Origin of the sequence: Trinickia sp., from assembly GCF_051953405.1 — a bacterium.
In the GTDB taxonomy this organism is placed as follows: Bacteria; Pseudomonadota; Gammaproteobacteria; order Burkholderiales; family Burkholderiaceae; genus Trinickia.
In genome coordinates this window covers 1-19635 of sequence record NZ_JBQCIV010000005.1, presented here as the reverse complement: position 1 = coordinate 19635, position 19635 = coordinate 1, and the positions used below count along the sequence as shown (strand labels likewise).

Genomic DNA, 19635 nt, shown 5'->3' with positions numbered 1-19635 from the left:
GCAAGGGCTTTCGTCATCGCAGCAGAGCGAGCAGGTGATGGCGGGCCTGAAGCAGCAGGACGCCGGCGCGCAATTGCAGCGCGTCGAGTTCGTCGGGCCGCAGGTGGGCAAGGAGTTGGCGACCAACGGCCTGCTCGCACTGGCCTGCGTCGTGATCGGTATCGTCATCTACCTGTCATTCCGCTTCGAGAGGAAAAACGCGGTGGCCGGCATCATCGCGAACTTGCACGACGAGGTGATCATTCTCGGCTTCTTCGCGTTCTTCCAGTGGGAGTTCTCGCTCTCGGTGCTGGCGGCGGTGCTGGCCGTGCTGGGCTACTCGGTGAACGAATCGGTCGTGATTTTCGACCGGATTCGCGAGACGTTCCGGCGCGAACGCAAGATGACGGTCATGGAAGTCATCAACCACGCGATCACGAGCACGATGTCGCGCACGATCATCACGCACGGCTGTACGCAGATGATGGTGCTCTCGATGTTCCTGTTCGGCGGCCCGACGCTGCACTACTTCGCGCTGGCGCTGACGATCGGTATTTGCTTCGGTATCTATTCGTCGGTCTTCGTCGCGGCAGCCTTGGCCATGTGGCTCGGCGTCAAGCGCGAAGATCTGCTCAAGGACAACAAGCCGCGTCACGATCCGAGCGATCCGAACGCAGGCGCCCAAGTTTGAGCGGCTCGTCCTTCTAGCTTGTGCGGCGCTTCGAGCTTTAGCGCTTCATCAGCTTCACGAGGGCAGCGGCGCGCATGCGGTTCATTCCGCTGCGCGCCGTTTTTCTTTGCGCGCGGCGCGCCCCGCTCCCCGCTCCCGCTACTTGCACCCGAGCGAGCGTCGAGCCGCGAGCAGCGCGACAAAGCTCACGAGCGCCGCGAAGATCATGTAAAAGCTCGGCGCGACCTTCTGGCCCGTCTCCTTGATCAGCCACGCGATGATGAATGGCCCGAAGCCGCCGAAGATCGTCACGGCAATGTTGTAGGCGAGGGACATGCCCGTCGTGCGCGTCGCAACGGGGAAGATTTCGGACAACAACCCCGGCAGTGCCGCGAAATAGCTCGTCACGAGAATGCCCATCGCCACCAGCACGGCGATCAGCGTGCCGGCGCTCGGCGAGGCGACGAGCCACGCGAAAGCCGGATAAACGAGCAAGAGCATCAGCACCGCGGCCGCGAGCATGATGCCCGTGCGCCCGATCCGATCGGAGAGATGGCCAACGACGGGCGCCCCAACCATTTGGATCAACCCTGTCAATACAACGGCCGAGAACGACACCGAGGCCGGCAGCCCCAACTGCTTCACGCCGTAGGTCGGCATGAACAGCACGAGGTAGGTGGCCACCGTGCCCAATACGACGATCCCGATCGCGATTACAAGGCGTGCCTTATGGCTGGCGAAGGTATCGCGCAGCGGCGACGCGGTGGTTTTCGCGGCGAGAAATTCGGGGGTTTCATCGACACTCGAGCGGATGTAGTAGGCGATCGGCCCCAGCAGCAGCCCGAACACGAACGGCACCCGCCAACCCCACGCCAGCATTTGGTCGTGCGTGAGCGCACCCGTGAGCACCGTGCCGAATACGGCTGCAAGCACGGTCGTGAGCCCCTGGCTCGCCACCTGCCAGCTAGCGAAGAACCCGCGTCGATCCGGCACGTGCTCGGCGAGAAAGGCCGTGGCGCTGCCGAATTCGCCGCCCGCCGAGAATCCTTGCATCAAGCGCGCCAAGACGAGAATCAGCGGCGCTGCGATGCCGATCGTCTCGTAAGTCGGCAGCACCACGATGATGGCCGTGCCGACCATCATCAACAGAATCGCGAGGGTAAGGGCCGCCTTGCGGCCCGCGCGGTCGGCATAGGCGCCGATCACGATCGCGCCCAAGGGGCGCATGAAGAACGAGACGCCGAACGTGCCGAGCGAGAGCAGGAGCGAGACAGTGTCGTTCCCGGCGGGAAAGAACAGTTTGGCGATGACGACGGCGAAAAAGCCGTAGACGACCAAGTCGAACCACTCGAGCGCATTGCCGATCGACGTGGCCAAGACCGCCCGCCAAACACGGCTACGAGAAGCCATCGGTGCTGCCGCCAGCGTGTCGCTCATGCGAGTCTCCTGTCGTGGTGGATCAAGGCTACCCTCGAACCCGGCGCCGGTTCATCGCGGGCGCCCTCTTCTGTTAGATGTACGCGCAACCAAACGCAGCCGATAGGGCGGCTGGCGCACAGTATGCGCCCGCCAAGACGACACAGGCAACGCGCCGATCGGCCAGCCACGCAAAAAAAAACCGCCCGAAGCGAGGGGCTCGCGGGCGGTTTTTTCATGAAGCTACCGGCACGCCGGCAGCGAACGGGTGCTTACTGCTTGACGCCTTCGGCTTGAATCTCGAGCTTCGTGTCCATATTGAAGCCGTATTGCTTGCCGAAATCGAGACCGAACTCGTCGCGCGGGAAATCGGCCCGGGCTTCGACGCCGCACACTTCGCGCTTGAGCATCGGATGCATCATGCACTTGAACGATTCGATCTTCAGATCGAGCGGCTTGGTCACGCCGTGCAACGTCAACGCGCCGATCACTTCGACAGGCTTGTCGCCGTCGAACTTGATTTGCGTGCCCTTATAGGTCGCCGTCGGATACTTGGCGGTGTCGAAGAATGCCGGCGTCTGCAGGTGCTCGTTCAGCTCCGCATTGCCCGTATCGATCGAACCCGGCTGGATCGTGACATCGACCGTACCCGTTTTGTTCTGACGGTCGATCGTCACCGTACCCGAGGATTTCGTGAATTTGCCGCGCCAGACCGACAAGCCGCCGAAGTGGTCGGCCGCGAAGCTGGGGTACGTGTGGCTCGGATCGAGTTGGTACGTGTCGGCGGCAAACGCCGGTGCCAACGCGACGGCCGAGGCGGCCGCGAGCGCGGCGGTAATTAGAGTGCGGGCTTTCAATGGATTCTCCTTGTTGGAAGCCGCCCGAGCGGGCGGCAATCGAGCGATGTCGGCGCAAGCCGCGAACCTTCCGGCCTACGGCTTACGGCTTACGACTTCTTCGGTACGACGATATGAAATTTGATCGTGACTTCGTCGGCAACCGTCGACGTGTCCTTCCATTCGCCGGTGCCCACGTCGAATTTCAGGCGGCTGATCGGCAACGTGCCGTCGAATGTCTGCGCGCCGCCTTGCTGGCCGACCGTCATCGGGAACGTCACCGTTTGCGCTTTGCCTTTGATCGTCAGCGTGCCCGTCACGGTGTATTTGCCCGCGCCGGCCGGCGCGATCGCCGACGAGACGAATGTGGCCTTCGGGAAGGTCTTGGTGTCGAACCATTCCTTGCCGCGCACCTGCTCGTTGTAGCTGTCGTCGCCCAAGTCGTAGCTGCCGACGTCGATCGTCAACTGCGCGCTGCCGGCTGCAGGCTTGGCCGGATCGAAGCTCACCTTCGCGTCGAACTTCTTGAACTTGCCCTCGACCGGCACGTTCATTTGTTTGGACGTGGCGGTCACCGAACTCTTCGCCGTATCGACTTGCGCGAAGACGAGGCCGGAAGCGGCCATCGACGCGGCGGTAAAGGCGGCGAGCATATAACGGTAAAACGAAGCTTTCATTGTTTTCCTTGCGAGTTGACGTCTTTCACTTCGGGCTTGTACTTGTAGTCGTCCTTCATTTCACTTCATTTCTGTTGCAATTGCTTGAAGTCGAGCTTTTTCGGCTTTCGTTTCAAACAGGGGATCATGCGGGCGAGCAAGCCGTCGCGATCGATCCATTGATGCTTGAGCGCGGCGCCGACGTGGGCCAGCACGAGCGCGGCCAAGCTCCAATTCAAGACGAGGTGCGCCGTCTTGAAAACGACCTTGAGCGTCGGATCGGGAGCGATCAGCCGCGGCAGCGGCACGATGCCGAGGTAGACGACGGGCACGTTCGAGGCCGAGCTGAACAGATACCCCGTGATCGGAATCGCGATCATGAGGACGTACAAGAGCACGTGGACGAGGTGCGCGCTCGCGCGCTGCCAAGCCGGCATACCGGGCGGGAGGGCGGGGGCGCGGTGCGTCGCGCGCCAAACGATGCGCAGTGCCGCGAGCGCGAACACGGTCACACCGATCCATTTGTGCCAAGATACGTAGCGCAATTTGGCCGGCGTAAAACCATGAATGCTCGTCATCACCCAGCCGAGCGAAAAGCCGCAAACCATCAATGCGGCAATCAGCCAATGCAGGCCGATAGCGGTGGCCGAATAACCCTCGTCGGTAACGGGAAGCGAATTGCGGTGTGTCATTGCCGTGCTACAAAAATGGATCGTCGCCATGCTACCGCAAGCCGCCGTTTCGTGCGGAGGGGCTCGAGCTGTCTCGCGCCGCGCGCGGGCGCCCCGAATGGTTCCGGGCTGGCCCGGAAGTTGCCGCATTTCGTCGCCGCCGAACGCGGGCCGCGCCCCTGCGAACGCACCGCTCGATCGGCGTGCAACACCCCTTTTGGTAAGATGGGCGCGGGTTTGCGGGCGCCGGCCATCGGTTTGCACGCCCACGCGTTTGTTCTGAGCCCCGTGAAGTCGACGTGCAACGCCTATGAATCGAAACGACCTTATTGCCTGTCACGACTGCGACGCACTGTTGCAAAAACCGCGCCATTCCGCGAAGGGCAGCACACGCTGTCCGCGCTGCGGCGCCATGCTTTATCGCCCAACCGCGGTGCAGCTCGAGCGAATCACCGCGCTCACGCTGGCTGCGCTGTTCACGTTTCTGATCGCCCAGGCGTTCCCGATCGTCGAACTGGATCTGAACGGCGTCACGTCGCAAACGACGCTGATCGGCGCACTCGTCGCCCTGTCGAACGAGGGGATGGAACTCGTCGCCGCCGCCGTCTTTTGCTCGACCATCCTCTTTCCGTTGATCGAACTGACCGCTCTGCTGTACGTACTCGTGCCGATTAGGGCCGGCGCCGTGCCGCCCGGTTTCAACGTCGTGCTGCGGGCTATTCAGTTCGTGCGGCCCTGGGGCATGATCGAGGTGCTCATGCTGGGCATCCTCGTCACCATCGTCAAAATGACGAGCCTTGCGCGGGTCATTCCCGAAGCCGCGCTATTTGCATTCGGGGCGTTGACGCTGATGCTGGCCGTCGTCGTCTTGTTCGATCCGCGCGCCCTATGGGACGTCGCCGACATCATCAAGGCGCGCCGGGAGCGCGTCGAGCGCATGGCGGCCTCCCCCGCGCATACCGCGAACAGCGGCACGTCCAGCCGATGAGATACCTCAGCGCCGCCCGAGCCGGCATGATCGGCTGCCATGCCTGCGGACACGTACAGCCGCGCGGCGCCTCGGCGGCCGCACCGCCTATGGCGCGACAGCACTGCGAACGCTGCGGCGCAGCACTCCATCTGCGCAATCCGGACAGCATTTCGCGCACTTGGGCGCTCCTGATCGCGGCCGCGATTCTTTATATTCCGGCCAACTTGCTGCCGGTGCTGCACACCACGTCCCTATTCGGCAACGAGGACGACACGATCATGAGCGGCGTCGTCTATTTTTGGGTGTCGGGCGACTGGCCGCTCGCCGTCATCGTCTTCGTCGCCAGCATCCTCGTGCCGATGCTCAAGCTATCCGTGCTGGCCTTGCTCGCCTTTACGACGCAAAGGCGCTCCGCGTGGCGGCCACACGAGCGCACCACGCTTTACCGCATCGTCGAGCGCATCGGCAGATGGTCGATGCTCGACGTCTTCGTCGTCACGCTCACCGTCGCGCTCGTGCGCTTCAAGTCGCTCGCCGTCATCACGGCGGGCTGGGGCGCGCTCGCATTCGCGTGCGTCGTCGTGCTCACGATGCTGGCGGCCCTTCAATTCGATCCGCGCCTCATCTGGGATTGCGCGGACGCACGCCCCTCACACGCTTCCGGACGAGACCATGACTAGCCCGCAAGGACAGCCTCCCACTCCGAACGGCGGCTCGGCCGGCGGCCCGCCGCAGGGCCCCGAGTTGCCGCCCGACCTGCCCGACCTGCCCGAGCCCGTCACGACACCGCGCTCGAGCTGGCTGCCCTCCCTCGTCTGGCTCGTGCCGCTCATTGCCGCGCTGATCGGCATCGCGCTCGTCGCCAAATCCGTGATCGACCGCGGCCCGCTGATCACCATTAGCTTCTCGACGGCCGAAGGCCTCGAGCCCGGAAAGACGAAGGTCAAGTACAAGGACGTCGACATCGGCTCGGTCAAGACGATCCGGCTTTCGCGCGATCACGCGCGCGTCCTCGTCTCCGTGCAGCTGACGAAAGAAGCCGATGATTTCGCTGTGGACGACACGCGCTTTTGGATCGTGCGCCCCCGCATCGGCACCTCGGGCGTAACGGGGCTCGGCACGCTGTTTTCGGGGGCCTATATCGGTGTCGACGCGGGCCGCTCGCACGAATCGCAAACCGATTTCGTCGGCCTCGAAAAACCGCCCGCCGTCACCGGCGACCAAAAGGGGCGGCGTTTCTCGCTGCACGGCGCCTCGCTCGGCTCGATCGATATCGGCTCGCCCGTCTATTACCGCCGCGTACAGGTCGGACAAGTGGTCGGTTTTTCGCTCGATCGCGACGGTACGGGCGTGTCGATCGACGTGTTCGTCGACGCGCCGTACGATCAGTACGTCGGCGTCAATTCGCGCTGGTGGCATGCGAGCGGCGTCGATCTGCGCTTGGATTCCAGCGGGCTGAAGCTCAACACGCAGTCGCTCGCAACCGTCCTCGTGGGCGGGCTCGCGTTCCAATCGCCGCGCGGCGAAGCGATCGGCACGGAGGCGCCCGACAATACCGTTTTCAATTTGGCCGCCAACGAAGGCGACGCCATGCGCGCCCCCGACGGCCCGCCGATGGTCGTCGTCATGAACTTCAATCAATCGCTGCGGGGGCTTTCGGTTGGCGCGACCGTCGATTTCCGCGGCATCGAACTCGGCGAAGTCACCGCGATCGGGATCCATTACGATCCGAAAGCGCGCGATTTCACGATGCCGGTAACGATGAACCTGTACCCCGACCGCCTCGGCCAGCGGTTCCGCGAATCGATCGAGCACGGCGGCGCATCGGCGGGTAGACATCTGCTCGAAACGCTCGTCAAACATGGGCTGCGCGGGCAGCTACGCACCGGCAACCTGCTGACGAATCAACTGTACGTGGCGCTCGACATGTTCCCGAAGGCCGCGCCCGTTTCGTTCGACGTCAATCGCACGCCCCTCCAGTTGCCGACCGTGCCCAATGCGCTGGACGAACTGCAGGTGCAGGTGGCCGACATCGCAAGAAAGCTCGATCAGATTCCGTTCGACCAAATCAGCAAGAATCTGAACGGCACGCTCGAGAGCGCCAACGGCCTGTTCAAGCAGCTCGATACGCAGCTTGCGCCCCAGGCGCGCGAGACGCTGGCCGCCGCGCAGCGCACGTTCGGCGCCGCGCAATCGACGCTGCAGCAAGATTCGCCGCTGCAATCGGACATGCATCAAGCGTTGACCCAGCTCACGCAGACGCTGCAAACGCTCAATGCGCTCGCCGATTATCTCGAGCGTCATCCCGAAGCGCTCCTGCGCGGCAAAGCCAAGGATCCCTCAAAACCATGAAGCGTGAACGATTCGCCCCGCGCCGCCACCCGCTGGTATCGCTCGCCGCCTGCGCCGCGGCGATCGGCGCCGCGCTCCTAACGGGCTGTGCCTCGTCCCCGCCGAGCCGCTTCTATACGCTCGGTACCGACCCGGCCACCGAGCAGGCGGGAACGGCGAAGCCGACCGCGCCGCCGGCGTTCCTGATCGAAGTGCCGACGCTCGACGTGCCCACCCAGGTCGCGCGCAATCAGCTCGTCGTGAGCGATAGCGCCACACGCGTGAGCGTCCTCGAGCAAGAGCGCTGGGCGTCGCCGCCGGCCGACGAACTGCGCCGAGCGCTTTCGGGCGACCTGGCAGCGCGGCTCGGCACGTTCGACGTCTTCGCATCGCCGCATCCTGCCGATATTCCCGTGTATCGGATCGCCGTGAACGTGCGCCGCTTCGAATCGTGGCCCGGCTCGCGCGCTGTGCTCGATACCGTATGGAGCGTGCACGCACTGGGCAGGCAAACCTTGGTGACATGCCGAACGGTCCAGACCGAGGCCGTCGGCCCCGGCTACGACGCCCTCGTCGCGGGCCATCGGCGCGCGGTTGGGGCGTTGTCCGATTCGATCGCTTCGGTCGTGCGCGCCCTCGCATCGGGCCAGCGCACGCCTGCGCCGGGCACGGGCGATTGCGAGAGCGGCAACGCCGAGCGCGCGGCGAGCACGAGTCAACCGTAACGGGGCCGGTGAGCTGCACCCGCGTACAATGACGCCTTTGCACGCTCGGTTTTCGTCCATGTCTTCGCCCACGCCGTTCGACTTTTTCGCCCCTTGCCCGCGCGGGCTCGAAGCCGCGCTCGCCGCCGAGCTATCGGAAATCGCCCAACGCCTGCCGAGCGCAGCCGGCGCCCCGCCCTACCAGGCCGGCGCCCAAGTGCCAGGCGGCGTTCATTTCCGCGGCGGCTGGGCAGCCGGAATGGCGGCGAATCTGCACTCGCGTATCGCGAGCCGCGTCCTGTTGAAAATCGCCGAGCGCCCGTATCGCGGCGAGCAAGACATCTACGCCTTGGCCGCCGAGCAACCGTGGGAGCGCTGGTTTTCGGCGAACGAGACGCTGCGCGTCGACCTCACGGCCATCAAGTCGCCCTTGCGCAGCCTGGAATTCGCGACCCTGCGCGTGAAGGACGCCGTCTGCGATCGCCTGCGCAGCGTGAGCGGCGCGCGTCCGAGCATCGATACGGCCCAACCGGACGTGCGCGTGTTCGCGTTCTTGACCGCCACGGTCTGCACGCTGTACCTCGATACCTCCGGCGAGCCGCTGTTCAAGCGAGGCTGGCGGCTCGACAAAGGCGCGGCGCCGCTGCGCGAGAACTTGGCCGCGGGCATCTTGCGCCTGACGGGCTGGACGCCCGACACGCCCCTGTACGATCCGATGTGCGGCAGCGGCACCTTCATCGCGGAAGCCGCGCAAATCGCACTCGGGATCGCACCCGGCGTCGAACGCCGCTTCGGTTTCGAAAAGCTCAAGCAGTACGATGTCTCGGTCTGGCAGGCGATGAAAGTCGCCGCGCTCGACGCGAAGCGCACGGCCGCCGGCAAGAAGGCCGAGTTCCCGATTTACGGCAGCGATATTTCGGGCGACATGCTCGATAAAGCCCGCACCAACCTCGCACGCGCGGGCGTCCCCACGCTCTGGCTCAAGCAGCTCGACGCGCGCGCGATCGTGCCGCCGTGCGAGCAGCCGGGGATCGTCGTCGCCAATCCGCCCTACGGCGAGCGTATCGCCGTGCGCGGGCGCGGCCCGCGCGGCGAGGTGCGCGAGCCTCGCCATGCGAGCCGCGACTCGGGCGCCGAGGCGTTCAGCCGTGCGCAGCCCGATGAGGCCGACGGCGAGTTCTTCCGCGCGTTCGGCGATGCCCTGAAGCAACGCTTCGCCGGTTGGCGCGCGTTCGTGCTGACGGCCGACCGTTCGCTGCCGGGGCAAATGCGGCTGCGCGAATCGACCAAGACGCCGCTGTTCAACGGCGCGCTCGAATGCCGGCTGTTCCGCTTCGATTTGGTCGCCGGCAGCGTGAAGTCGCGGCCGGGCACGCAAACGCCCGAAACGCCGCAGGCGTGACGGCAATCCTGATCTAAAGGGCCGACGCCGAAAGCTCGGCCACTATCGGATCAAGAACGGGACCCGCCGTTGTCCGCCGCTAACGTCGCCCGGGCCCGCGGAAGCGCGACAAGCAATCCGAGCAATAGCGAGGCCCCGCTCAGCGCAAGGATGATCGTCATCAGCACGGTCAACTCGGTTGGGCGGAGCAACGCAATGAGCCATAGCGTGAGCCCCGCGCCGGCCATCTTGATCGCCCCCTGTAGCGCGCTGCCCGCACCGGCCAGCTTCGGGAACGGATGAAGGCTGAGCCCGAGCAGGAGCGGCGAAGATACCCCGCAGCCCACCGCGACCAAAAACGCAAACGCCAGCATCGCCTGCAACCCGACGCCCGGTTGCAGCAGGCAGAGCGCGACCGCCGCGCCGCTTACCGCGACGAGAAAGGTCAACGACGTTCTGAGCACCGTTTCAGGCGCAAACCGCGCGACGAGTTTCTTGGTGGCGAAGGAGCCGATAACGATCCCCACCGCGTAGAACACGTACAACAGGCCATTTTGCGCCGACGTGAGCCGGTAATGGTCTTGGAAGATAAATGGACTGACCGTGTAATAACCGATCGTCACCGCGAACAGCAACGCCGAAACCATGCTGTACACCATGAATGTCGCGCTGGACACGAGGATCTTATAGCTTGCAAATGCATTGCCCGGCGAATGCGAATCGCGTTCGGGACGTGTCTCGGGCAGCGTCGTTTTGACGAAAAAGAAGCCCGCCAGCGTAATGAGAAACAAGGCGGCGAAGTTGTAGCGCCAGGACAGATACAGCGTGATCACGCCGCCAATCATCGGCGCGAAGGCGGGAGAGACCTGCGAGGCCATCGAGAACACGGCGAGCGCTTGCGTCAGCGATTTCTTTTCCTTGAAGACATCGCTCAACACTGCGCGGCTGATGACGGGGCAGCCCCCAGCGCCGAGTCCGGTGACGAGGCGGCACAACATCAGTTCGTCGCCGGTCCTGGCGAATGCCGTCAGCAGGTTTCCCACCGCGGCCAGCAGCAGGGAGGTCAGGATGATACGGACGCGCCCGTGCCGGTCGGAAGCGGGACCGTACCAGAGTTGCGACAGCGCGAACCCGCCCAGATAAGACACCACGAGGCTCTCGGCCTGCGCGTGGCTGATCTTGATCGAAGCCACGATGCTCGGCAGCGCCGGGTTATACAGATCGATCGAAAACAGGCCCAATACGAGAATGACGCATGAGTTGATCAGAACGAGGCGATTTCTATCCATGGCTAGCATTTTCTGGTTAAAGACCCGGATACAGCTTCATCCGCGCGGAAAAGTGTGCGTTCGGCGTGGGGAACGTACTGCCGCAACGGATTTCCAGCAGAAATGGCGTCGAGCGGTTCACGATGGCAGGCATCTGGTCAGCGAGTTCCATGAGGTTCGAAACGCGAACCCCGGGAATGGAAAAGGTTCGCGCGAAACTCACCCAATCGTAATCGGGTATATCCGTCAACTCGGCAAGATTATGCTTGTTATTGAAATAACTTGCCGCGTAGGACGCATTGTTGAACACGACGAACAGAACGTTCCGTTGATATTTGTGAGCCGTGGCAAGCTCCAAGCCTTGCATCAACATGCTGCCGTCACCCGTCACCACCATGCAGGGGAGGTCCGGGCGGGCGAAACTCGCGCCGATTCCCGCGGGTGGCCGGCAAGCTGCTGACAGAACGGTGTCAGCAGCGCTGTCGCACACTCTCCCTTACGCGCCGTCCGGCGCTTTGCCCAGCTTGTCCTCCCACCCTCGACGGAGACTGTCATGACTGCCACTGCCACTGCCACCGCCACGCGCGCCATTTCCTGGTTTGAAATCCCCGCGCTCGATTTCGAACGCGCCGTGCGCTTCTACGAAGCGGCGCTCGATCAGCCGATGCGTCGGGAGGTTTTCGGCGGCGTGCCGATGGCCGTCTTGCCGCATGACGAAGACGCCACGGGCGGCGCCATTGTCTGCAACCCGCGCGATATGCGCCCGTCGGTCACGGGCGACGGCGTCGCCGTCTACCTGAACGCGGAGCCGACCCTGCAAGCCACGCTCGATCGGATCAAGCCGGCCGGCGGGAAGATCGACGGCTCGATCGTCGAACTGCCGAACGAGATCGGCTTCATTGCCTTCTTCATCGATCCGGAAGGCAACCGCATCGGGCTGCATTCGCGCCATCTGCGTTGATACACTTGCCGCCATGACCCGACGCGCCGATCGCCTCTTCCAAATCGCCGAACTGCTGCGCGGCCGTCGCCTCACGACGGCGCAGCAGTTGGCCGAGTGGCTGCACGTGTCGCAGCGCACCGTTTATCGCGACGTGCGCGATTTGCAGTTGTCGGGCGTGCCGATCGAAGGCGAAGCGGGCATCGGCTACCGGCTCAGCCGCTCGGCGAGCCTTCCGCCCCTCACTTTTACAGCCGAGGAGCTGGCCGCGCTGGCGGCGGGCGCGCGGATGATCGAAACCTGGGGCGGCAAGGCGCTGGCCGGCGGCGCCCGTAGCGCGCTGGCGAAAGTCGCGTCGGCCATGCCCGCCGATAAGCGCGCGACGCTCGAACGTCTGGCCGTGTTCGCGCCGTCGTTTCACATCGACCGTGCGTTTTCGGAGAAGGTGGATACGCTGCACCGCGCGGTCGATACGCGCCACGTGGTGAGCTTCGCGTACCGCGATCGCCTCGGGGCGCTGACGCACCGCCGCATCTGGCCGCTCAGCCTCGTCTACTGGGGCGGGCGCTGGACAGTCGGCGCCTGGTGCGAGCTACGCGGCGATTTTCGCAATTTCGATATCGCGAACATGACGGACGTGGCCGAACACGAACCGTTTCCGGACGTGGAAGGCCGGCGGCTTGCCGATTACCTGCGCCGTGTCGAAGTGCCTTCCGAACGGAAGGCTTCCGGGCCTCGCGCCGCATCGAACCGATAGCGCGCCCCATCCGGCTGCGGCGCAGCCGGCGGCACCGAGCCGCCGGCACCCAACGTCACTCCACCGCCTTCACCATATCCTCGATCACCTTCTTCGCATCGCCGAACACCATCATCGTCTTGTCCATGTAGAACAGCTCGTTATCGAGCCCGGCATAACCCGCCGCCATCGACCGCTTATTGACGATCACCGTGCGTGCCTTGTACGCCTCGATGATCGGCATCCCCGCGATCGGCGATTTCGGATCGTTTTTCGCTGCGGGATTCACCACGTCGTTCGCGCCGAGCACGAGCACCACGTCCGTCTGTCCGAACTCATTGTTGATGTCTTCCATTTCGTAGACTAGGTCGTACGGCACTTCCGCTTCCGCCAGCAGCACGTTCATGTGACCTGGCATGCGCCCCGCCACCGGGTGAATCGCATAACGCACGTCCACGCCCTTTTCGATGAGCTTATCCGTGAGTTCCTTGAGCGCATGCTGCGCACGGGCCACGGCCAACCCGTAGCCGGGCACGATCACAACCGATTCGGCATTGCCGAGCATGAACGAAGCGTCGTCGGCCGAACCCGACTTCACGGGCCGTTGCTCGGCCGCCCCGCCGGAAGCCGCCGCGCCCGGCTCTGCTCCGAACCCGCCCAGCAGCACGTTGAAGAACGAGCGGTTCATCGCATGGCACATGATGTACGACAGAATCGCCCCCGACGATCCGACGAGCGACCCCGCGATGATCAGCATCGCGTTATTCAGCGAGAAGCCGATGCCGGCCGCGGCCCAGCCCGAGTACGAATTAAGCATCGAGACGACGACGGGCATGTCCGCCCCACCGATCGGGATGATGATCAGCACGCCTAACGCAAATGCGATCAGCGTCATGACGATGAACGGCAGCCACGATTGCGTCAGGAAGAAGATGATGCCGAACCCGAGCATCCCGAGCGCCAACATCAAATTGATTAGATGCTGGCCGGGGTAGACGACGGGCGCGCCCTGAAACAACCGGAACTTGTATTTGCCCGAAAGCTTGCCGAACGCGATCACCGACCCGGAGAACGTAATCGCCCCCACGAACGTGCCGATGAACAGCTCGATGCGATTGCCGTACGGCAGGAAGCCGGCATCGGGCGCATCGGGCGGCACGAGCCCGAACGCGGCGGGCTCGCTGACGACGGCATAGGCGATTGCAACGGCCGCCAAACCGATCAGCGAGTGCATGGCCGCGACGAGTTCGGGCATCTTCGTCATCTCGACGCGTGCCGCCACGTAGGCGCCGACGGCACCGCCGACGACGAGCGCAGCGAACAGCAGCCCCAAGCCAAGCGCGAGATTGGAACCGAGCAACGCGGCTTGCTTGACGATCAACGCGATGGTGGTAAGGATCGCAATCGCCATCCCGGCCATGCCGAATACGTTGCCGGCGCGCGCGCTCTTGGGATTCGACAATCCCTTGAGGGCTTGGATGAAACAGACCGACGCGAGCAGATAGAGCAGCGTGACGACGTTCATGCTCATTTACGCACCCTCCTTCTTCGCCGCTTTCTTGGGTTCCTTTTTCTTGAACATCTCGAGCATGCGCCGCGTCACCAGGAAGCCGCCGAACACGTTCACGGCCGCGAGCAGCACCGCGAACGTGCCGAAGAACTTGGCGGGGCCGCCCACAGTCAGGCCGGTCGCGAGCATCGCCCCGACGATGACGATCGCCGAGATCGCGTTGGTCACGGCCATGAGCGGGGTATGCAACGCGGGCGTCACGTTCCAGACGACGTGGTAGCCGACATAGACGGCCAGCACGAAGATGATCAGATTGATGACGGTGTGATTGATGATTTCCATCGCCTCGCTCCTTGGGCTTAGGCCGCCTTGCGGGTCACGGCGCCGTCGCGGGCGATCAGCGTCGCCGCGACGATGTCGTCGCTCATGTCGATGTTCAAGTTTCCTTCCTTCGTGACGATCAGCTTCAGGAAATCGAACAAGTTACGTGCATAGAGCGAAGAAGCATCGGCCGACACCATGGCCGGTAGGTTCGTGTGGCCGACGATCGTCACGCCGTGCTTGGTCACGACCTTGTCGGGTTCGGTTAGGGGGCAGTTGCCGCCGCGCACCCCCGGCAGACCCGCGAGTTCGGGCCCGCGCCCGGCGGCCAGATCGACGATGACCGAACCGGGACGCATCGCCTGGACCGTTTCGGCCGAAAGGAGGGTTGGCGCATCGCGGCCCGGGATCAGCGCGGTGGTGATGACGATGTCGGCCGCTTTCGCCCGTTCATGCACGGCGGCGGCTTGGCGCGCGAGCCACGACGGCGGCATCGGGCGCGCGTAGCCGCCGACGCCTTCGGCCGCGTCGCGCTCGTCCTGCGTCTCGTAGGGCACGTCGATGAACTTGCCACCGAGCGATTCGATTTGCTCCTTCACCGCCGGACGCACATCGGACGCCTCGATCACCGCGCCAAGGCGCTTCGCGGTAGCGATCGCCTGCAGCCCGGCCACGCCGGCGCCGAGGATCAGCACGCGCGCGGCCTTGACCGTCCCGGCCGCCGTCATCAGCATCGGCATGAAGCGGGGGTAGAGATCGGCCGCGAGCAAGACGGCCTTGTAGCCGGCGATGTTCGCCTGCGAGGACAGCACGTCGAGACTTTGCGCGCGCGTGGTGCGCGGCGCGGCTTCGAGCGCGAAAGCGGTCACGCCCGCTTCGGCAAGACGCGCCGCGTTCTGAGCATTGAACGGTTCGAGCATCCCGACCAGCACGCTACCGCGTTTGACGAGCGCAAGCTCGGTCTCGCTCGGCGATTGCACTTTCAGGACGAGATCGGCGGAAAACGCCGCGTCGGCTTCGACGAGTTCGGCACCGGCCGCTGCAAAGGCCTCGTCGGTGAAGCTGGCGGCGGCTCCCGCGCCGCGCTCGATCGTGACGCGATGCCCGGCTTGGACGTACTTCTTCACCGTCTCGGGCGTCGCGGCTACACGCGCTTCATGCGCGCGCGTCTCGGCTGGCACTCCGATATGCACGTTGTATCCTCCTCACCTGCTCGTGAATGACGCGACAGGATGGGGCCGACGATACGAAAGCCGGCTCCATCGTTTGAATACGATTACACGGCTGCAAGAAAACGCGGGGGCCGCCCGGGCGGGTTGCTGTTTGCTCGGGGCCTGCCGCGCGGCGGCAGGCTTGGCGCCCTTTCGATCGGTGCTGCGGCTTACGGTGCTGCGGATACCCGACGTGCGCGAAGGAAACGGCACGTCGAGCGTCACTTTAACCGAAGTCGCCCGCCACGACGAAAATGAGTGCCACAAACGCAAGTGATGCCTCTATTCCAGGGCCGGCCGGGAACGTCCGCGCAACCCCTTGCGGCACCTGTCGTGCGGCCCGCTCCGGCAGCGCCGAGCGCCACCCTGTAAAATGGCGCCCATGAAACAGGAACGCTGGACGCCGCGCGTCACCGTGGCAGCCGTGGTCGAGCACGAGGGCCGCTTTCTGCTCGTCGAAGAGCAAACCTCGGAAGGTTTGCGCATCAATCAGCCGGCCGGACATTTGGAATCGGGCGAAACGCTGACGGACGCCGCGATCCGCGAAACCCTCGAGGAAACGGCGTTCGCGTTCGTGCCGGAAGCGCTCGTCGGCGTCTACATGACGCATATCGACCGCCCGGACGGCGCGGCCGCCACGTTTTTGCGCTTCACGTATTGCGGCCGGCATGTGTCGCCCGACGCGCCGCGCGCGCTCGATATGGGCATCGTGCGGACGCTGTGGCTGACGCCCGACGAGCTGCGGGCATGCGCGGCGCGTCATCGCACGCCGCTCGTCATGCGCTCGGTCGAGGATTACCTCGCCGGGCGCCGTTTTCCGCTCGACTTCGTGCACACGCATTCGGTCGGGCCTCCTACCGGTCGGTAAGGTCGGCAAGGCAATCGGTTTTTCGTAGGTCGATTATTCGCAAATGGGTAAGCAAAGAGTCGTGGTGGGGATGTCGGGCGGCGTCGATTCGTCGGTGACGGCATGGCTCCTCAAGGAAGCCGGTTATGACGTGGTCGGCCTGTTCATGAAGAACTGGGAAGACGACGACGACAGCGAGTACTGCTCGACGCGGCAGGACTGGATCGACGTCGTCTCGGTGGCCGATCTGATCGGCATCGACGTCGAAGCGGTGAATTTCGCCGCCGAATACAAGGAACGCGTGTTCGCCGAGTTCCTGCGCGAATACTCGGCCGGACGCACGCCCAACCCCGATGTCCTATGCAATGCCGAGATCAAGTTCAAGGCATTCCTCGATCACGCGATGGCGCTCGGCGCGGAAACGATCGCGACGGGTCACTATGCGCGCGTGCGCGACGTGGACGGCCGTTTCGAATTGCTCAAGGCGAAAGATTCCACGAAAGACCAGTCTTATTTCCTGCACCGGCTCAATCAAGCTCAACTGTCGAAAACCCTCTTTCCGCTCGGCGACCTACCCAAGACCGAAGTGCGCTCGATCGCCGCGTCGATCGGCTTGCCCAACGCGAAAAAGAAAGATTCGACCGGCATTTGCTTCATCGGCGAGCGGCCGTTCCGCGAATTTCTGAACCGCTATTTGCCCACCAAACCCGGGCCGATGAAGACGCCGGACGGTAAAGTCGTGGGCGAGCACGTCGGGCTGGCGTTCTATACGCTCGGTCAGCGTAAGGGCATCGGGATCGGCGGGAGCAAGTCGGGCAGCGGCGAACCGTGGTTCGTCGCGAGCAAAGACATGGCCGCCAACACGCTTTACGTCGTGCAGGGGCACGACCACGATTGGCTGCTCTCGCGCACGCTCGTCGCCGGCAACACGAGCTGGGTCGCGGGCGCCGCACCCGAACCCGGTGCGCGCTTCGGCGCAAAAACGCGCTATCGGCAAGCCGACGCGGCCTGCGCCTTCGGCGCGCTCGAGACGGCGAGCGGCGGCGAACGCTTTTCACTGGCATTCGACGAACCGCAATGGGCGGTGACGCCGGGCCAATCCGCTGTGCTCTACAACGGCGACATCTGCCTCGGCGGCGGGATCATCGAATCGGCGCAGGCAGGCGCGGGTGCCGCCGAGCCGAACGCGCCCGCGCGAGCGGCAATCCCGGCGGCCTGAACGACGCGCCGATCAAACGGCGGACGGTTCGATAGCCGCCTTCGCGTAGGAATCGCGTTCGATTTCGACGACTTGAGCCGAGAGCTGACGATGGACGCGCGAAGGCGCGCCGAAGTGCGCCTTCAGGACGGACAGCACCCGCTCCGACAACGCGCGCCGGGTGTCGAGCGTCCGCCCGCTCAGGATGGCCAACGTCGCATGAACGAACGCTCGGGGCTCGCTCGACGTCCCGACCTGGAACGCATCGCGCCGAACGCAGCGGCTCTTGATGTCGACCTCCGTGAAATGTCCGGACGCGGCGAGACTTTCGTTAAGCGCAAGCAAAATGGCTTCGGCGTCGAAAGCGCCGATGTTTTCTGAATATTCGAGTGTCAAGTGAGGCATAAGGGTAGCGCCGAGGGTCGATAGGTGCCCGTGCAAGCCGCGCGCGCAGGAGCGGCGCCGCCATCGGACGACGCCATCATAGCCCGCATCCGCCGAGCCGGCGCCGCGCCCGTTGGGCCGGTAAGGTCGCCTCGTGCAACGGACTCTCGCCCGAAGCGCGCGTTACATGGGCTACGGCGCCGCTTCATGACACGACATCTCCCCCAAGTGCCCTGTCCCGCCAGTTCCTATGATATGAAATTGCGCATTGATCAAAGAACTTACGGGACAGGACACTAGCAGCCTCACTGCCGCTGCCGATCGTTCCCGATTAAACTGGCGCATCTTTTCGACCTCGGCAACCGCGGCGACGACCGCGTTCGCCGTTCAGGAGCTGCTCTTATGTTTTCTCGACGCTATTTCGCGATCTGGTGCGCGCTGCTGCTCGCGTGCGCCGGCGCCATGCTCGCCGCCCGGCATGCGATTTCCTGGTTATGGCTGTTGGTGCCGGCCGTCCTGATCGCCGTCGGCGTCTTCGATTTGCGCCAAGCCCGCCATAGCATCTTGCGCAACTACCCGATCGCCGGCCATCTGCGCTTTTTCTTCGAATTCATTCGCCCCGAGATCCGTCAATACTTCGTCGAAGACGACACCGAGGAAAAACCGTTCTCGCGGGCGCAGCGCAGCATCGTCTATCAACGGGCGAAGAACGAGCCCGATAGCCGCCCCTATGGCACGGAACTCGACGTCAAGGCCGTGGCCCACGAATGGATCAGCCACTCGCTCGCGCCCACCCAGCTCGGCACGCACGACTTCCGCATTGTTGTCGGGCCCGATCGCGCGCAGCCGTACTCGATGTCGATTTTCAATATCTCGGCCATGAGCTTCGGCGCGCTGTCGGCGAACGCGATCCGCGCGCTGAATCTCGGGGCGAAGCGGGGCGGCTTCGCGCACGACACCGGCGAAGGCTCGCTCTCCAAATATCACCGCGAACACGGCGGCGACATCATCTGGGAAATCGGGTCGGGCTACTTCGGCTGCCGCAATGAGGACGGCACGTTCAGCGCCGAAAGATTCACCAGCCAGGCGCGCGACCCGCAGGTGAAGATGATCGAGGTCAAGCTCTCGCAAGGCGCAAAGCCGGGACACGGCGGCGTCCTGCCCGCGGCCAAGGTCACGCCCGAGATCTCCGAGGCGCGCGGCGTGCCGATGGGACAGGACTGTATTTCGCCGGCCTCGCATAGCGCATTCTCCACGCCGCGCGGCCTGCTCGAATTCGTCGATCGCCTGCGCACGCTGTCGGGCGGCAAGCCCACTGGGTTCAAGCTTTGCATCGGCCACCCGTGGGAGTTCTTCGCGAGCGCCACAGCCATGAGCGAGACGGGCATCGTGCCCGACTTCATCGTCGTCGACGGCGCCGAAGGCGGCACCGGCGCCGCACCGCTGGAGTTCACCGATCACATCGGCGTGCCGCTGCAAGAAGGGCTGCTGCTCGTGCACAACACGCTCGTGGGTATCGGCTTGCGCGACAAGATCCGCATCGGCGCGAGCGGCAAGATGATCACGGCGTTCGACATCGCACGCACCCTGGCGATCGGCGCCGATT

Annotated in this window: 21 protein-coding genes; 11 read left to right on the top strand and 10 right to left on the bottom strand. The window is 64.4% G+C overall.

The features are described 5' to 3' along the window. Nucleotides 1–670, top strand: a 670-nt coding sequence (gene secF / locus ACTHN9_RS00500; RefSeq protein ID WP_440534789.1) for a protein translocase subunit SecF, incomplete at its 5' end; no start/stop codon positions are given. Nucleotides 671–808: 138 nt separating this feature from the next. Here secF and ACTHN9_RS00495 read toward each other — a convergent pair. From ACTHN9_RS00495 to ACTHN9_RS00480, 4 genes are all read right to left on the bottom strand, one after another. Then, nucleotides 809–2086 (bottom strand): MFS transporter, encoded by a 1278-nt coding sequence (locus ACTHN9_RS00495; RefSeq protein ID WP_440534788.1) that lies wholly within the window; start codon nucleotides 2084–2086, stop codon nucleotides 809–811. Between the two features lie 251 nt (nucleotides 2087–2337). Continuing rightward, the gene (locus ACTHN9_RS00490) at nucleotides 2338–2922 is read right to left on the bottom strand and encodes a YceI family protein (protein ID WP_440534787.1); all 585 of its coding nucleotides are present in this window, start codon (nucleotides 2920–2922) and stop codon (nucleotides 2338–2340) included. Nucleotides 2923–3011: 89 nt separating this feature from the next. Continuing rightward, entirely contained in the window at nucleotides 3012–3578 is a 567-nt protein-coding gene (locus ACTHN9_RS00485; RefSeq protein ID WP_440534786.1) for a YceI family protein, read from the bottom strand. A 65-nt stretch (nucleotides 3579–3643) separates the two neighbouring features. Then, nucleotides 3644–4249: a cytochrome b gene (locus ACTHN9_RS00480; protein ID WP_440534785.1), complete on the bottom strand. Its 606-nt coding sequence runs from the start codon at nucleotides 4247–4249 to the stop codon at nucleotides 3644–3646. A 289-nt stretch (nucleotides 4250–4538) separates the two neighbouring features. Here ACTHN9_RS00480 and ACTHN9_RS00475 point away from each other — a divergent pair, with 289 nt between their 5' ends. Genes ACTHN9_RS00475 through ACTHN9_RS00455 form a run of 5 tightly spaced genes read left to right on the top strand, consistent with a single transcriptional unit; the run spans nucleotide 4539 to nucleotide 9635 of the window. Then, nucleotides 4539–5216, top strand: coding sequence for a paraquat-inducible protein A (locus tag ACTHN9_RS00475; protein ID WP_440534784.1), 678 nt, complete (start codon nucleotides 4539–4541; stop codon nucleotides 5214–5216). Further along, a complete protein-coding gene (locus tag ACTHN9_RS00470) occupies nucleotides 5213–5878 on the top strand; it encodes a paraquat-inducible protein A (protein ID WP_440534783.1) in 666 nt (221 codons plus the stop codon). Before ACTHN9_RS00475 ends, ACTHN9_RS00470 begins: the two co-directional genes overlap by 4 nt. Next, nucleotides 5871–7550 carry a PqiB family protein gene (locus ACTHN9_RS00465; RefSeq protein ID WP_440534782.1) on the top strand — a complete coding sequence of 560 codons (1680 nt, stop codon included), beginning with the start codon at nucleotides 5871–5873 and terminating at the stop codon, nucleotides 7548–7550. Before ACTHN9_RS00470 ends, ACTHN9_RS00465 begins: the two co-directional genes overlap by 8 nt. Next, nucleotides 7547–8254 carry a PqiC family protein gene (locus ACTHN9_RS00460; RefSeq protein WP_440534781.1) on the top strand — a complete coding sequence of 236 codons (708 nt, stop codon included), beginning with the start codon at nucleotides 7547–7549 and terminating at the stop codon, nucleotides 8252–8254. Before ACTHN9_RS00465 ends, ACTHN9_RS00460 begins: the two co-directional genes overlap by 4 nt. 58 nt (nucleotides 8255–8312) lie before the next feature. Beyond that, nucleotides 8313–9635 carry a THUMP domain-containing class I SAM-dependent RNA methyltransferase gene (locus ACTHN9_RS00455; protein WP_440534780.1) on the top strand — a complete coding sequence of 441 codons (1323 nt, stop codon included), beginning with the start codon at nucleotides 8313–8315 and terminating at the stop codon, nucleotides 9633–9635. Between the two features lie 50 nt (nucleotides 9636–9685). On the opposite strand, the gene ACTHN9_RS00450 is transcribed toward ACTHN9_RS00455, so the two are convergent. After that, entirely contained in the window at nucleotides 9686–10903 is a 1218-nt protein-coding gene (locus tag ACTHN9_RS00450; RefSeq protein ID WP_440534779.1) for a Bcr/CflA family efflux MFS transporter, read from the bottom strand. Nucleotides 10904–10919: 16 nt separating this feature from the next. After that, on the bottom strand, nucleotides 10920–11372 hold the full coding sequence (locus tag ACTHN9_RS00445; RefSeq protein WP_440534778.1) for a thiamine pyrophosphate-dependent enzyme: 453 nt from the start codon (nucleotides 11370–11372) through the stop codon (nucleotides 10920–10922). 63 nt (nucleotides 11373–11435) lie between these two features. Here ACTHN9_RS00445 and ACTHN9_RS00440 point away from each other — a divergent pair, with 63 nt between their 5' ends. Continuing rightward, the gene (locus tag ACTHN9_RS00440) at nucleotides 11436–11843 is read left to right on the top strand and encodes a VOC family protein (protein WP_440534777.1); all 408 of its coding nucleotides are present in this window, start codon (nucleotides 11436–11438) and stop codon (nucleotides 11841–11843) included. Between the two features lie 13 nt (nucleotides 11844–11856). Then, entirely contained in the window at nucleotides 11857–12579 is a 723-nt protein-coding gene (locus tag ACTHN9_RS00435) for a helix-turn-helix transcriptional regulator (RefSeq protein ID WP_440534776.1), read from the top strand. A 55-nt stretch (nucleotides 12580–12634) separates the two neighbouring features. On the opposite strand, the gene ACTHN9_RS00430 is transcribed toward ACTHN9_RS00435, so the two are convergent. Genes ACTHN9_RS00430 through ACTHN9_RS00420 form a run of 3 tightly spaced genes read right to left on the bottom strand, consistent with a single transcriptional unit; the run spans nucleotide 12635 to nucleotide 15582 of the window. Beyond that, nucleotides 12635–14089, bottom strand: coding sequence for an NAD(P)(+) transhydrogenase (Re/Si-specific) subunit beta (locus ACTHN9_RS00430; RefSeq protein ID WP_440534775.1), 1455 nt, complete (start codon nucleotides 14087–14089; stop codon nucleotides 12635–12637). After that, complete coding sequence (locus ACTHN9_RS00425; protein ID WP_440534774.1) at nucleotides 14090–14410, bottom strand: proton-translocating transhydrogenase family protein; 321 nt, start codon at nucleotides 14408–14410, stop codon at nucleotides 14090–14092. 17 nt (nucleotides 14411–14427) lie between these two features. After that, nucleotides 14428–15582 (bottom strand): Re/Si-specific NAD(P)(+) transhydrogenase subunit alpha, encoded by a 1155-nt coding sequence (locus ACTHN9_RS00420; protein ID WP_440534773.1) that lies wholly within the window; start codon nucleotides 15580–15582, stop codon nucleotides 14428–14430. A 400-nt stretch (nucleotides 15583–15982) separates the two neighbouring features. On the opposite strand from ACTHN9_RS00420, the gene ACTHN9_RS00415 reads away from it, so the two are divergent. After that, nucleotides 15983–16468 carry an NUDIX hydrolase gene (locus tag ACTHN9_RS00415; RefSeq protein WP_440534772.1) on the top strand — a complete coding sequence of 162 codons (486 nt, stop codon included), beginning with the start codon at nucleotides 15983–15985 and terminating at the stop codon, nucleotides 16466–16468. A gap of 43 nt (nucleotides 16469–16511) precedes the next feature. Next, nucleotides 16512–17666, top strand: a complete 1155-nt coding sequence (mnmA, locus tag ACTHN9_RS00410) for a tRNA 2-thiouridine(34) synthase MnmA (RefSeq protein ID WP_440534771.1) — start codon at nucleotides 16512–16514, stop codon at nucleotides 17664–17666. 12 nt (nucleotides 17667–17678) lie between these two features. Here mnmA and ACTHN9_RS00405 read toward each other — a convergent pair whose 3' ends face one another. Further along, the gene (locus ACTHN9_RS00405) at nucleotides 17679–18050 is read right to left on the bottom strand and encodes a 5-carboxymethyl-2-hydroxymuconate Delta-isomerase (RefSeq protein ID WP_440534770.1); all 372 of its coding nucleotides are present in this window, start codon (nucleotides 18048–18050) and stop codon (nucleotides 17679–17681) included. Nucleotides 18051–18431: 381 nt separating this feature from the next. Here ACTHN9_RS00405 and ACTHN9_RS00400 point away from each other — a divergent pair. Beyond that, nucleotides 18432–19635, top strand: a 1204-nt coding sequence (locus ACTHN9_RS00400) for an FMN-binding glutamate synthase family protein (RefSeq protein WP_440534769.1), incomplete at its 3' end; no start/stop codon positions are given.

Coding starts and splice junctions, on each gene's coding strand:
- ACTHN9_RS00465 (WP_440534782.1), top strand. CDS start 5,871: ATGACTAGCCCGCAAGGACAGCCTCCCACTCCGAACGGCGGCTCGGCC.
- mnmA (WP_440534771.1), top strand. CDS start 16,512: ATGGGTAAGCAAAGAGTCGTGGTGGGGATGTCGGGCGGCGTCGATTCG.
- ACTHN9_RS00455 (WP_440534780.1), top strand. CDS start 8,313: ATGTCTTCGCCCACGCCGTTCGACTTTTTCGCCCCTTGCCCGCGCGGG.
- ACTHN9_RS00450 (WP_440534779.1), bottom strand. CDS start 10,903: ATGGATAGAAATCGCCTCGTTCTGATCAACTCATGCGTCATTCTCGTA.
- ACTHN9_RS00405 (WP_440534770.1), bottom strand. CDS start 18,050: ATGCCTCACTTGACACTCGAATATTCAGAAAACATCGGCGCTTTCGAC.
- ACTHN9_RS00430 (WP_440534775.1), bottom strand. CDS start 14,089: ATGAGCATGAACGTCGTCACGCTGCTCTATCTGCTCGCGTCGGTCTGT.
- ACTHN9_RS00415 (WP_440534772.1), top strand. CDS start 15,983: ATGAAACAGGAACGCTGGACGCCGCGCGTCACCGTGGCAGCCGTGGTC.
- ACTHN9_RS00480 (WP_440534785.1), bottom strand. CDS start 4,249: ATGACACACCGCAATTCGCTTCCCGTTACCGACGAGGGTTATTCGGCC.
- ACTHN9_RS00460 (WP_440534781.1), top strand. CDS start 7,547: ATGAAGCGTGAACGATTCGCCCCGCGCCGCCACCCGCTGGTATCGCTC.
- ACTHN9_RS00440 (WP_440534777.1), top strand. CDS start 11,436: ATGACTGCCACTGCCACTGCCACCGCCACGCGCGCCATTTCCTGGTTT.
- ACTHN9_RS00485 (WP_440534786.1), bottom strand. CDS start 3,578: ATGAAAGCTTCGTTTTACCGTTATATGCTCGCCGCCTTTACCGCCGCG.
- ACTHN9_RS00425 (WP_440534774.1), bottom strand. CDS start 14,410: ATGGAAATCATCAATCACACCGTCATCAATCTGATCATCTTCGTGCTG.
- ACTHN9_RS00435 (WP_440534776.1), top strand. CDS start 11,857: ATGACCCGACGCGCCGATCGCCTCTTCCAAATCGCCGAACTGCTGCGC.
- ACTHN9_RS00470 (WP_440534783.1), top strand. CDS start 5,213: ATGAGATACCTCAGCGCCGCCCGAGCCGGCATGATCGGCTGCCATGCC.
- ACTHN9_RS00475 (WP_440534784.1), top strand. CDS start 4,539: ATGAATCGAAACGACCTTATTGCCTGTCACGACTGCGACGCACTGTTG.
- ACTHN9_RS00495 (WP_440534788.1), bottom strand. CDS start 2,086: ATGAGCGACACGCTGGCGGCAGCACCGATGGCTTCTCGTAGCCGTGTT.